The 12,767-nt window shown below is 53.5% G+C and carries 15 protein-coding genes; all 15 read left to right on the top strand.

The window, feature by feature from the left end; genetic code table 11:
* Positions 1-40 precede the first annotated feature (40 nt).
* Entirely contained in the window at positions 41-805 is a 765-nt protein-coding gene (locus QDT79_RS01855) for a CDP-diacylglycerol pyrophosphatase (protein ID WP_373275476.1), read from the top strand.
* A gap of 476 nt (positions 806-1,281) precedes the next feature.
* Positions 1,282-1,671, top strand: a complete 390-nt coding sequence (locus tag QDT79_RS01850; RefSeq protein WP_063988563.1) for a hypothetical protein — start codon at positions 1,282-1,284, stop codon at positions 1,669-1,671.
* Between the two features lie 65 nt (positions 1,672-1,736).
* Positions 1,737-2,795, top strand: a complete 1,059-nt coding sequence (locus tag QDT79_RS01845) for a methyltransferase (RefSeq protein ID WP_107227099.1) — start codon at positions 1,737-1,739, stop codon at positions 2,793-2,795.
* Between the two features lie 66 nt (positions 2,796-2,861).
* On the top strand, positions 2,862-3,587 hold the full coding sequence (locus QDT79_RS01840; RefSeq protein WP_063988565.1) for a beta-ketoacyl synthase chain length factor: 726 nt from the start codon (positions 2,862-2,864) through the stop codon (positions 3,585-3,587).
* Positions 3,563-4,402: a lysophospholipid acyltransferase family protein gene (locus QDT79_RS01835; protein ID WP_074181137.1), complete on the top strand. Its 840-nt coding sequence runs from the start codon at positions 3,563-3,565 to the stop codon at positions 4,400-4,402. Before QDT79_RS01840 ends, QDT79_RS01835 begins: the two co-directional genes overlap by 25 nt.
* Positions 4,377-4,634: a phosphopantetheine-binding protein gene (locus tag QDT79_RS01830; protein ID WP_049204340.1), complete on the top strand. Its 258-nt coding sequence runs from the start codon at positions 4,377-4,379 to the stop codon at positions 4,632-4,634. Before QDT79_RS01835 ends, QDT79_RS01830 begins: the two co-directional genes overlap by 26 nt.
* Before the next feature lie 13 nt (positions 4,635-4,647).
* Positions 4,648-4,899, top strand: a complete 252-nt coding sequence (locus QDT79_RS01825) for an acyl carrier protein (protein WP_063988567.1) — start codon at positions 4,648-4,650, stop codon at positions 4,897-4,899.
* Positions 4,900-4,905: 6 nt separating this feature from the next.
* Positions 4,906-5,484 (top strand): COG4648 family protein, encoded by a 579-nt coding sequence (locus tag QDT79_RS01820; protein WP_063988568.1) that lies wholly within the window; start codon positions 4,906-4,908, stop codon positions 5,482-5,484.
* Positions 5,481-6,842 carry an AMP-binding protein gene (locus QDT79_RS01815; protein ID WP_308316150.1) on the top strand — a complete coding sequence of 454 codons (1,362 nt, stop codon included), beginning with the start codon at positions 5,481-5,483 and terminating at the stop codon, positions 6,840-6,842. Before QDT79_RS01820 ends, QDT79_RS01815 begins: the two co-directional genes overlap by 4 nt.
* Positions 6,829-7,182 carry an ApeI family dehydratase gene (locus QDT79_RS01810; RefSeq protein WP_308316149.1) on the top strand — a complete coding sequence of 118 codons (354 nt, stop codon included), beginning with the start codon at positions 6,829-6,831 and terminating at the stop codon, positions 7,180-7,182. The genes QDT79_RS01815 and QDT79_RS01810 overlap by 14 nt, the downstream gene beginning before the upstream one ends.
* The gene (locus QDT79_RS01805) at positions 7,173-8,864 is read left to right on the top strand and encodes a glycosyltransferase family 2 protein (RefSeq protein ID WP_107227097.1); all 1,692 of its coding nucleotides are present in this window, start codon (positions 7,173-7,175) and stop codon (positions 8,862-8,864) included. The genes QDT79_RS01810 and QDT79_RS01805 overlap by 10 nt, the downstream gene beginning before the upstream one ends.
* A gap of 3 nt (positions 8,865-8,867) precedes the next feature.
* A complete protein-coding gene (locus tag QDT79_RS01800; protein ID WP_025304404.1) occupies positions 8,868-9,290 on the top strand; it encodes an acyl-CoA thioesterase in 423 nt (140 codons plus the stop codon).
* Positions 9,287-9,892 (top strand): outer membrane lipoprotein carrier protein LolA, encoded by a 606-nt coding sequence (locus QDT79_RS01795; protein WP_308316148.1) that lies wholly within the window; start codon positions 9,287-9,289, stop codon positions 9,890-9,892. The genes QDT79_RS01800 and QDT79_RS01795 overlap by 4 nt, the downstream gene beginning before the upstream one ends.
* Positions 9,861-12,182 (top strand): MMPL family transporter, encoded by a 2,322-nt coding sequence (locus QDT79_RS01790; RefSeq protein ID WP_308316147.1) that lies wholly within the window; start codon positions 9,861-9,863, stop codon positions 12,180-12,182. The genes QDT79_RS01795 and QDT79_RS01790 overlap by 32 nt, the downstream gene beginning before the upstream one ends.
* Positions 12,179-12,766, top strand: a complete 588-nt coding sequence (locus QDT79_RS01785) for a DUF3261 domain-containing protein (protein WP_308316146.1) — start codon at positions 12,179-12,181, stop codon at positions 12,764-12,766. The genes QDT79_RS01790 and QDT79_RS01785 overlap by 4 nt, the downstream gene beginning before the upstream one ends.
* Position 12,767: the final 1 nt, after the last annotated feature.

Below are 12,767 nucleotides of genomic sequence, written 5' to 3'. Positions count from 1 at the left end.
CAAAGAGTGCTGTGCGGCGATGATGCCGAGAAAGATGACGATGGCGTGCTTTGGTGTGTCTACCCAGCATTGGTTGCTGTTGCTGGGCGTTTTGTCCCTGACGGGCTGTGCCCGTTCCGATGCGCTGTGGGGCGTGGTCGATAAGCTCTGCATGGCCAACTATCAGCAAAAGCGCGATCCGGCTCCGTGTGAGCAGATTTATATGCCGCAGGGGAAAGCGCAGGGTTTCAGCGTGCTGCAAAACCCGCGTTATCCCTACCACTTCATTCTGGTGCCGACGGCGCCGCTTTCCGGTATTGAAAGCCCGCTGCTGCTGGCCGGGGAACGGACGGACTATTTTGGCTATGCATGGCTGATGCGTTACCGGCTGGCCGCCGAGTATGGCGGGCCGGTGCCGGACGACAGGCTGGGCATGGCGATCAACTCCGCTTATGGCCGCAGCCAGAACCAATTGCATATTCATCTGACCTGCCTGCGCGAAGATGTACGGCGCCAATTGCAGGCGGAACGCCCCTATATTCAGGAACAATGGCGGCCTTTGCCGGATAAACTGTTGCGCCACACCTACTATGCCCGCCGCGTGATGCAACCGACCGCGATGGGCATCTACCCGATTAAGGATCTTGCGGATTATTTTCATCTGTCGCCGCAGCAGCTGGCGGAGTATGGCGTGGCCATCGTTCCGACCACGTTTGCCGGCCAACGGGGGTTTATCTTGCTGGCCTCGAAGCGTGGCTGGGACGTTGGCAACCGCGCCTCGGTAGAATCGCTGCTGGATAAAACATGCGCGATTTTGCCGCGTTAATCTCAAGCATTTCTCGCTACACGATACTGATTAGCCGGCCTGTGCAGGTGTATCAGTCATTACCTCTGCAGTTCCCCCTTTCGCCAGTCATGCTTGGCAATGAGAGCCAGGGATTTGGTATAATTTAGTTACATTTTTCTTGAGTAAGGGTATTGTTTGGAGTACTTTAAATGGCCGGAACTGATGGTCATGAATAAGCATTTTGATGGTGTTAATTTAATCGATATAATCACCGATAGCTTCAATGAATATTGGATGGTTACAAATTCAATCTGTCCGATAGTTCATTGATTTACGAGTCTTTCACTGTTTTTATATTGATTTCATTCAGCCTGTGAGTGGCTGATGATTTTAATTTAAAAATACCGTAAGGTGCCGGTTAATAAATAAACTGTGGTTTCATTTGACTGTATTGTTGCAGGTATTCATTTATCCATTGATGAAAGTTATCAAAATTACTTTAATATGGAGGTTGTATGAAAAGGGTTTCCAAGTTGTTAATCGCATTTTCCGTGGCAGGGGCCTTAGTGGGATGTGCGCGCACAGCGCCGGTTGATAATGTTCATTCGACAGTTAGTGCCGGGCATAGTGAAGCTCAAGTCAGAAGCGCAATCCTTAAGGCGGGCGCCCAGCGCCAATGGATCATGAATGATGCAGGGCCGAGTGTCATCAAGGCGCGTCAGCAAAACCGCAATCACAGTGCAGAGGTGCGTATTACCTACTCGGCAACGGCTTATTCTATCGATTATGACAGCAGCCAGAATTTGCTTGCTTCTCAAGGTAAGATTCATAAAAACTATAATCGTTGGGTACGCAATCTGGATAAAGATATTCAGGTTAACCTCGCCACGAATGCAGTGCAGTAATATCTTTTTAGTCGGGCCAAGTATGGCCCGATAAATATTTTTAGCACAGGACGCTTATCATCGTTATGTATGAACAAGACACCTTTAATGCGCTTGATGCCATAACTGAAGCGCAACGCATTGCTTTTGCTCCCATGCTGTTTCAAACGGCGCTTTGTTTGCGCAATGGGGGGGTGTTGGCCTATCTGGATAAGCAAGGTGAACAAGGCGCGTTTCTGGATGAAATCGTTGCTAATAGCAGTCTGAATGATTATGCCACCAGCGTGCTGTTGGATATGGGGTTGAGTGGTCGCATCATTACCTGCCGCGACGAGCGCTACCGCCTCACAAAAGTGGGGCACTTCCTGCTGCATGACACGATGACCCGTGTGAATATGGATTTCACACAGGATGTCTGTTATCAGGGGTTGTTCTTTCTGACGCAAGCGCTAAAGGAGTCCAAACCTGCGGGTCTCCAGGTGTTCAGTGACACGGAAACTATCTATCCTGTGCTGTCCCAGTTACCATCTCCAGCTCGTGAAAGTTGGTTTGCATTCGATCATTACTACTCTGATGCGGCCTTTCATGCTGCGTTGCCGCATATTTTCGCCGGCCAACCTCTAAGCCTGTACGATGTCGGAGGAAATACGGGAAAATGGGCGCTGCGTTGCTGCCAATACGATGACGATGTCACGATTACGATACTGGATTTACCGCAACAAATTGCACTTGCCCGCCAAAATGTCGAAAATGCCGGTTTTTCTCACCGCATTGGCTTTCATGCGGTTGATATGCTCAAAGATGCCACATTGCCTGGCGAAGCGGATATCTGGTGGATGAGCCAGTTCCTCGACTGCTTCGCTCCGCAGCAGATAATTGGCATGTTGGAGCGTATCGCCAAGGTGATGAAACCTGGTGCTCGGTTGTGTGTTATGGAGCTGTTCTGGGATGCGCAAAAATTTGAGGCGGCCTCATTCAGCCTGAACGCCACGTCGCTTTATTTTACCTGCATGGCTAACGGCAATAGCCGTTTTTACAGCGTAGAGAAATTTTATCGCTACTTGGAAACGGCAGGATTTGAGGTTGAAAAGCGCGTCGATCATCTCGGTGTTGGTCATACCTTACTCATATGCAAGAAAATTTGACTTAAAAAGAGGCGTCAATTTGGCGCATTGTGCCAGAGATTACGGATACACCACGGATTTGCGTTAATGAAATTTGCCTTGAACATAGTCGACTGGCAGGCTCGAGCACCGGGTCTGAGCGCAGCGACCCAGTGGCTTGCATGGGCGCGCCAACCTGATGCCATTGATCCGAGCGCGCCTCAGGCGTTGCCTGATGAATTGCCGATGATGGTCGCCCGTCGCTTGAGCTCCGGCAGTAAGCTGGCGGTTGATTGCGGGCTCTCTTTGCTGCGTCGTCATGCCGTTGACGCCGTGCTTTATACCAGCCGTCACGGGGAACTGGAGCGTAACTACCGTATCCTTCATGCATTGGCGACCGGCCAGGCTGTTTCACCGACGGACTTTACCATGTCGGTTCATAACTCCGCGGTTGGAAATCTGACGATCGTTGCCAAGCAACCGATCGTATCCTCTTCGCTTTCCGCCGGCATGGATACGTTCCAGCAAGGGCTTTGTGAAGTGGTTTGCTTGCTGCAGGCCGGCCATCAACGTGTATTGATGGTGGATTTTGATGGTGTGATCCCAGCGTTTTACCATCCGGGGCTTCCTGCGCAAATGCCCACCTGGGCGTATGCCGTGGCGCTGTTGTTTGAGCCGGGGGATATGCTGCAATGCTCCACGGAGAGTGATTATGCAGGCAATGAAGTGTCTTTGCCGCAAAGCTTGCAGTTCTTAAGGCACTATCTCGCGCAGACGCCCCACTTTACGATTGACGGAGAACGGCTGCAGTGGCGTTGGAGTCTCATGAAATGAACGCTGTAACCGGATTAAACCGTATCTGGCGCTTGGTCATGACCGGGTTTTGCTTCGCATTATTTGGGCTCGGTGGGCTGCTGCTTTCCCTGACCTGGTTTAATTTGCTCTTGCTTGTTATACGTGATGACAATAAGCGCTGCCGCATAGCGCGGCGCAGTATTTCAGCCAGTTTTCGATTGTTCTTAACGGTAGCGAGGAGCATTGGCGTATTGGATTACCGTATCCATGGCGCCGATTGCCTGCGTAATGAACGCGGCTGTCTGGTGGTGGCGAATCATCCTACGTTGATTGATTATGTGCTGCTGGCTTCCGTGATGCCGGAAACGGATTGCCTGGTGAAAAGCGCATTACTGAGAAATCCGTTTGTCAGCGGGGTGATTCGTGCAGCGGATTATCTGGTTAACAGTCAGGCTGAGACTTTATTGCCACAGTGTCAGGAAAGATTGGGGCGCGGAGACACCATTTTAATTTTTCCTGAGGGCACGCGTACCGAGCCGGGGAAAAAGATGTCTCTGCAGCGCGGGGCGGCCAATATTGCCGTCCGCTGCCGCCGCGATCTGCGTATTGTGGCGATTTGCTGCAGTGAGCATTTATTGGATAAACAGAGCAAATGGTACGATGTCCCCCTTACAAAGCCGCTCTTTGAGATCAAAGTACGCGGTCGAGTGCCGATCGATCATTTTTATGATGGCAAAACACCAGAGCCGGCATTGGCGGCCAGGCAGCTGAACCGGCACCTTTCGCAACAATTACAATTCGTTGAAACACCTTTTTCGGGACTTAATGATGCAAGCGCTTTACCTAGAAATTAAAAATCTCATTATTGATACGTTGAATTTGGAGGAGCTGACGGCGGATGATATTGAAACGCAGGCGGCTCTGTTCGGGGAAGGATTAGGTCTGGACTCAATCGATGCGCTTGAACTCGGGCTGGCGGTAAAAAATAAGTACGGCATCGTGCTTTCCGCCGAAAGTGAAGAAATGCGCCAGCACTTTTACTCTGTAGCAACGCTGGCTTCTTTTATTCATTCGCAACGAGCCTGAGAAAGAGTCCGCCATGACAGAACAACACGCTATTTATGAAGAAGTCTCCGCGCTTCTGATCAAACTCTTTGAAATTGATCCCGCGTCGATTACGCCTGAAGCCCGCTTGTATGAAGATCTTGAGCTCGACAGCATCGATGCGGTCGACATGATTGTGCAATTGCAAAAGAAAACCGGCAGGAAGATCAAACCGGAAGAGTTTAAAGCTGTGCGAACCGTTCAAGATGTCGTCGAAGCGGTAGAACGTTTGCTGCGAGAAGTCTGATCCATCGTGCAAGGGAAAAGGTTGTCGGTACTTCAGGTCATGATGGCGCTAATCGTGTTAGCTTGGCCGTTTTTGGTTTGGTTTGGCCTGCTGCATGGAGGCCTGCATTGGCTGCTGCCATCGATGGCGCTGATGCTGTTTCTACGCTTACGTCAGCTGCGGCGAAAAGCCGGGCCGATGCATCGCATTATGCAGAGTGTGGCATTGGCGGGGATTGCGTTATGCGTTACCAGCGCGCTGTTACGCGCTCATCAGCTGCTGCTGTGGTGGCCGGTCATTGTCAATGTGGTGATGCTGTTTGGCTTTGGCGGTTCGCTGCGGAGTGATATGCCGTTGGTCGAGCGTTTGGCTCGGCTGCGCGATCCGCAGTTGCCCCCTGAAGGCGTTCGTTATACGCGTCGTGTTACCCAGGTCTGGTGCATCTTCTTCGTGTTCAACGGCTCCATGGCCTTCTTAACCGCCTTGCATGGAGATATGGCGCTTTGGACAATGTGGAACGGCATGATTGCTTATCTGCTGATAGGCGCGCTGATGGCCGGCGAATGGTTGGTGCGTCGTCGCATAATACGGCGAGATGTGCGATGACTCCCCCTCTTTCACTGTCGCAATGGTTAAGTGCATCGCGCCCCGATGAGACGCCCATTGCTTGGCTTGGCGAACAGACCTGGACACTCGGTCAATTGCGCTATGACGTATCGATATTGCTCGATCGCTTGCGTCAGCAAGAAGCCGAACGCTGGGCGCTGTGCTTTGAAAACAGCTACCTGTTAATTGTGGCGTTGTTGGCTGTCTTGTACGCCGGCAAAACACCGGTGATCCCAGGGCATCGCCGGGTCTCACTGCTTGAAGAGCAACAGTCGCTGTTTAACGGCGTGTTAAGTGATGCCGAACTGTGCTGGAGTGGGGCGCTGCTCGTTGTGGAATCAGCCCAAAAACCGGCGCCGACGAAGATCTGTCTGCCGGCGCTCACCGATGACGCCAGCATCGAACTGTTTACTTCCGGATCCACCGGGCAACCCAAAAGAGTCGTTAAGCGGATCGCGGTTCTGGATGATGAAGCCAGGCTATTAGCGACCCGCTTTTCTGGGCAGTTGGACGGTTGTCGTGTGGTGGCATCGGTGGCTCCCCTGCATCTCTATGGCCTCACGTTTAGCATTTTCTTGCCTATGTCGCAGGGATTGCCTCTGCATGCGGCAATGCTTCATTACGTCGAACAGTTGGTTGCTTTTGATCGTTCATATCGCTATCTGTTTGTCAGCAGTCCTGCTTTCCTCAAACGACTCGATCCCCGGTTGGCTGCGCCATCGGTCAGCATGATTTTCTCCGCAGGCGGCATGTTGCCATGGAAAGACGTTATGGCGACGCAAGCGTGGCTCGGCGTCTGGCCGGATGAAATTTACGGCAGTACTGAAACCGGCATTCTTGCCTGGCGCTACCGCGAACAAGATGACATTCCGTGGCAACTTTTTCCGGGGGTGACGCTCACGGCAGAGGGCGATGCCTTCCGCGCCGTATCACCGTTGATTGCGCAACCTGACGGGCAATTATTGGATGATGAGCTGCAGTTTATCCAGCATGGTCGTTTCCGTTTGCATGGGCGCCGTGGACGAGTGGTGAAAATTGAAGAGAAACGCATCTCACTGAGTGAAGTAGAACGTCGGCTGATAGCGCTGGACGGCATTCAGGATGCGGCGGCGGTGCCGATTTTTCGTCGAGGACGCCAAGGTATCGGTGCATTGCTGGTATTAGATCGTGAGCGGCAGGATGCCTGGCGAGAAAAGCATGGCAACGCGTTGGAGTTGTCGTGGCGTCGTGCACTGTTGCCGTGGCTTGAGCCGGTGGCTATTCCTCGTTATTGGCGGGTGGTTGATGAAATCCCGGTAAACAGCATGAATAAGCGCGTTGATACGCAATTACAGGAGTTTTTCAATGACGCCCCATAAAATCGAATGCTACCAGCCGCAGCCTGGTCAAGCCGAGATCACCTTTTCTCTTGAGCCGGAAATGTTCTGGTTCAAAGGGCATTTCGCCGTGCAGCCGCTGTTACCGGGCGTAGCGCAACTCGACTGGGTCATGCATTTTTCCGCGATGCTGCTCGCGCCGGGTTTTCACTTCCACAGTATTCAGAACGTCAAATTTCAGGCGCCGTTGTTGCCGAAAAATCGAGTAACGCTGAGGCTCAATTGGCATGAGGAGCGTAGCAGCCTTACTTTCGCTTACCTGCGGCATGATGGCGCAACCCTTCATACCGCCAGCAGCGGGAAAATCCGGTTATGTCGTTGAGTTATTTGCCCTGCGTCGTGATCCCCTGCTACAACCACGGCGCGATGATGGCGCGCGTACTATCGCGTCTTGAGCCCTTGGCCTTGCCCTGCATTATCGTCGATGACGGCAGCGATGCCACTACGCGGCGTGAGCTTGATGCTCTGGCTGAGCAATACGAACGTGTGATTTTGGTTCGTCAGGATGTCAACGCGGGTAAGGGCGTGGCCGTTATTCGCGGTTTGGAGGCGGCAGCATGCGCTGGTTTTACCCATGCGGTGCAGGTCGATGCCGATGGGCAACATGCGATTGAAGACATCCCTGCACTGTTAGCGCTCAGCGAACGGTATCCGGAAGCGCTGATTTCCGGGTTGCCGATATACGATGATTCCGTGCCGCGATCGCGCCTCTACGGACGTTGGGTGACGCATGTTTGGGTATGGATTGAAACGCTTTCTCTGCAGTTGAAAGACAGTATGTGCGGCTTTCGCGTTTACCCGTTAGCCCCGACTTTGCGGCTCGCCGGGCGCGTTTCACTGGGGAGGCGGATGGATTTCGATACGGAGGTGATGGTGCGCCTTTATTGGCAGGGTAACACCAGCTATTTCGTCCCGACGCGAGTGACTTATCCCCTGGACGGGGTATCGCATTTCGATACGTTGAAGGACAACGTTCGTATCTCGATAATGCACGCCCGGTTATTTTTCGGCATGTTGCCGCGTATTCCTTCTCTGCTGTGTCGCAGCACAAATGCGCATTGGGCGAAACAAGCGGAAGTGAAAGGAATGTGGGGCATGCGCTTCATGTTAGCGGTGTGGCGGTTGCTCGGTCGCCGCGCATTTTCGCTTTTGCTGTGGCCGGTAGTTGGCGTCTACTGGCTGAGCGCGGCGGCGCCGAGACGGGCATCCCGGCAGTGGATTGCGCGCGTACGTCAGCAGCTTGTTTTGCGGCGGCAGGCAATTCCCCCGCATCTGAATAGCTACCGCCACTTTTTGCGATTTGGGCACGCCATGTTGGATAAGGTCGCCGGTTGGCGGGGAGAGCTGAAATTGGGGCGAGATATCGTTTTTGCTCCGGGGGCGGAAGAGGCACTCAACAGCGGCAGTACGCAGGGCAAGCTGTTATTGGCTTCACACCTGGGGGATGTGGAGGCGTGTCGGGCGCTGGCGCAGCGGCAAGGTGGGAAAGTGGTGAACGCCCTGGTCTTCAGCGAAAACGCCCAACGCTTTAAACAGGTGATGGAAGAAATGGCACCGCAGGCGGGAATAAACCTGCTCCCGGTGAATGACATTGGCCCTGAAACGGCAATGTTGCTGAAGGATAAATTGGATCGCGGCGAGTGGGTGGCTATCGTTGGCGATCGCATTGCGGTAAATCCGCAGCGCGGTGGCGATTGGCGCGTCAGCTGGAGTTCGTTTATGGGGCAGCCGGCGCCTTTCCCGCAAGGGCCGTTTATTCTAGCCGCATTGCTGCGTTGCCCAGTGTTGTTGATTTTTGCTTTGCAACGGGAGGGAAAACTGCACATACATTGTGAGGCTTTCGCCGATCCGCTGCCATTACCGCGCGCTGAACGTCAACAGGCCCTTCAGGTGGCTATAGACCGCTATGCTGCCCGTCTTGAATATTTCGCGCTGATGTCCCCGTTGGACTGGTTTAACTTTTTCGATTTTTGGCGGCTGCCTGACACCGCCGATAAGGAGTAATGGGTGCTGAATGACCCTCGCTTTACGGCTGACGTTGAACTTACCATCCCGTTTCATGATGTCGACATGATGGGAGTGGTGTGGCACGGCAACTATTTTCGTTATTTTGAGATCGCCCGTGAGGCGCTGCTGAACCAGTTTGATTACGGTTACCGGCAAATGCAGGCGTCCGGGTATGTTTGGCCGGTTGTCGATACTCGGGTGAAATACCGCGATGTGCTGACATTTGAGCAGCGCATCCGCGTTCGCGCGCAGTTGGAAGAGTATGAAAACCGTTTGCGCATCGCTTACCAGATATTCGATGTCTTGACTGCGAAACGGACCACAACGGGTTACACCATTCAGGTTGCGGTAGAAGAGAAAAGCCGTGAAATGTGCTTCGTGAGTCCAGATATTTTGTTTGAACGCATGGGGGTGGCGCCATGAGACTTTTGTCTTTATGCCTGCTTTTGCTGGCGCCGTGGGTGCATGCCGTCACGCTGGATGAGCTTCAGCAACGTTTTACCGGGCAGCCGGTGATCCGGGCTCATTTCGCACAGACGCGTACGATTAAGGACATGCCTCAACCGCTTCGCTCACAGGGAGAAATGCTGCTTGCCCGCGATCAAGGGTTGTTGTGGGATCAAAAGAGTCCTTTCCCCATGCTGCTGATGCTAAACGATTTTCGTATGGTTCAACAGGTGAATGACCAGCCTCAACAGACGATTACCGCCGAAAATAATCCGCAGATGTTCCAGTTTAACCATCTGTTGCGCGGACTCTTTCAGGCCGATCGCAAGGCGCTGGAAAAGAATTTCCGCGTGGATTTTCAGGACAAGGGGGAGGGGCGTTGGGCTCTTCGCCTGACGCCGACAACCACGCCATTGGATAAAATTTTCTCCTCAATCGATTTGTCTGGTGAAACTTATCTGGAGTTTATTCAGCTCAATGATAAACAAGGCGATCGTACGGAAATCATACTTTCTCAACACCGACTGACCCCTGCGACGCTGACTGATGACGAACGCCAACGCTTTGCCGCCGACTAATTCCCGCCGCCACGCCCTGTTATGGGGATTGGTATGTTTGATGCTGCTTGCTGTGTTGTTGGCGCTGCTGCCGGGCGCACGTTTGAACAGCAGCGTGTTGGCGATGCTGCCCAAGCAGGCGCTGGGTTCCGCGCCGCTCGCGCTAAATGAAGGCTTTATGCAGCGCCTGGATAAACAGGTGGTGTGGTTGGTCAGCCCCGGTAAACAGCCAGATCCGCGAGTAGCAGAAACGTGGTTGGCGCAACTTCAACAGTCACCCACGTTGTCTGAAGTAAAAGGAAAGATGAACGTCGAAAGCCAGAAAGCCTGGGGAGCCTTTTTCTGGCAGCACCGTAACGGGCTTATCGATAGCGCCACCCGTATGCGTTTGCAAAATGGCGGTGAAGCGCAAGCGCAATGGGTTCTGTCACAGCTTTATTCCGCTTTTTCCGGCGTTAGCGGCAAAGAATTGCAGAACGATCCATTGATGCTGATGCGTGGCTCTCAGTTGGCGCTTGCGCAAAACGGCCAGCGACTGCGGCTGATGGATGGCTGGCTTGTCACTCAGGACGAGCAGCAAAACTACTGGTATTTGTTACATGGGGAGCTGGCGGGTGACTCCTTCGATATGCAACAGACCCATCGCTTGGTGGCGGAGCTCGCAGTACAGGAAGCGTCACTAAAGGCGCGCTATCCGCAGGCACAACTGCTTTCTCGGGGGACGGTGTTCTACAGCGATTACGCCAGCCAGCAAGCGAAGCGGGATATCTCCACCCTCGGCGTTGCCACGATCCTGGGCGTGATTTTGTTAATTATCGTGGTCTTTCGTTCATTGCGACCGTTGCTGTTGTGTCTGCTTTCTCTCAGCGTCGGGGCATTGGCGGGGACGGTGGCAACGTTGGTGCTGTATGGCGAACTGCATCTGATGACGCTGGTGATGAGCATGAGCATCATCGGGATTTCTGCCGATTATACGCTCTACTATCTGACAGAACGCATGGTGCATGGCGCAGTCATGTCGCCCTGGCAAAGCCTGACGAAGGTTGGCAAAGCGCTTTTGTTGGCATTGTTGACCACGGTGGCGGCCTATCTAATCATGATGTTGGCTCCTTTCCCTGGGATTCGCCAGATGGCCGTATTTGCCGCCACCGGACTTAGCGCATCGTGTCTGACCGTATTTTTCTGGCATCCCTGGTTGTGCCGCAGTCTGCCGGTGCGGCCGGTTCCGGCGATGGGGCTGATGTTGCGTTGGTTGGCGGCATGGAGACGCAATAAAGCGTTGCGTATAGGGTTGCCGACCGCCTTGGCATTGCTGTCATTGGCTGGGATTGCCACATTGCGCGTGAATGATGATATTTCCCAACTGCAGGCGTTGCCGTCTTCACTCCTGGCGCAGGAGAACCAGATTAGCCGATTGACCGGGCAAAGCGTCGATCAGAAATGGTTCGTGGTCTATGGCAATACCCCAGAACAGACGCTGCAGCGGTTGGAAACTTTCCTGCCTCATCTGGAGCGTGCTCAACGCGAGGGAATGATTAGCCAGTTCCGCGTGATCCCCCTTAATTCGCTGGCGCGCCAACAGCAGGATTTACATCTGCTGCGTGAAGCGGCACCAACCGTGATCCGCGCGCTAAAAAATGCGGGGCTTGATATCGCCCACCCCGATCTGAACGCGATGCCGGTTTCCGTGGCCACATGGCTTGAAAGTAGTGCCAGTGAAGGTTGGCGTTTGTTGTGGTTGACTCTGCCCAACGGCCAGAGTGGGGCGCTGGTTCCCGTCGATGGCGTAACGTCAGACAACCAATTGGGAGAGCTGGCGGACAAGCAGGCCGGTGTGGCATGGGTGGACCGCAAACAGTCGTTTGATTCGCTCTTCGCGCTCTACCGCGCCGTATTAACGGGGTTGTTAGGTATCGCGTTGGTTGTGATCGCCTGTGGCGCGATGGTTCGCCAAGGGTGGCGTAAAGGGCTTGTCAGTCTGATACCGTCCGTGTTGTCGCTGGGGTGCGGATTGGCTGTGCTCTCGTTTTGCGGGTATAGCGTGAACCTATTCTCGCTGTTGGCATTAGTGCTGGTGCTGGGCATTGGCATCAATTACACACTGTTTTTCAGTAATCCTCAGGGTACGCCGCTGACTTCGCTGCTGGCCATTACGCTGGCTATGGTGACGACCTTGCTAACGCTTGGCATGTTGTTGTTCAGTGACACGCAGGCAATCAGCTGTTTCGGCATTGTTTTGGTCAGCGGAATTTTCGTCGCCTGGCTACTTTCACCACTGGCGATGCCAAATAAGAAAAGAGAAAAAAGATGATGGTACGTAATTTCTGGCGATTCGCCGCGTTGCTTGTTGTGATGGGGATAGCCGGCTGCAGCCATTCGGTTGCTCCGGGGAATGACGCGTTTCCACAGGCCTGGTTAGAGCCGGGCACCCGTGTGGTGTTGCCCGCGCCTAGTTTGTCACCGGCAATCGACAAGCAGCAACTGTTGACCGGTACTTTCAACGGCAAAAGCCAGTCGCTGTTGGTCATGTTGCATGCTGATGCGCATAAAATCACCCTCGCCGGACTTTCCTCTGTGGGAATTCGACTGTTTAAGCTCACCTATGATGAGAATGGGTTACACGCCGAGCAATCTATCATCGTTCCTCAATTACCTCCGGCGAGCCAGGTGTTGGCTGATGTCATGCTCAGTCTTTGGCCGCTTGAGACTTGGCGAGAGCGGCTGCCGAACGGCTGGACGATCGTCGATAAGGGTAATCAGCGCGAGCTGCGTAACGCCAGCGGCAAGCTGGTGACCGAGATCGTCTATCTTCAGCGTAATGGCCTGCGAGAGCCGATTAGCATTCAACAACATGCTTTTAAATACCAAATCACCATTCAATACCTGGGTGGCTAAC

Source organism: Serratia marcescens, assembly GCF_029846115.1.
Lineage (GTDB): Bacteria > Pseudomonadota > Gammaproteobacteria > Enterobacterales > Enterobacteriaceae > Serratia > Serratia marcescens_L.
The sequence above is the reverse complement of the archived record's forward strand: the minus strand, read 5'-3'. Positions and strand labels throughout refer to the sequence as shown.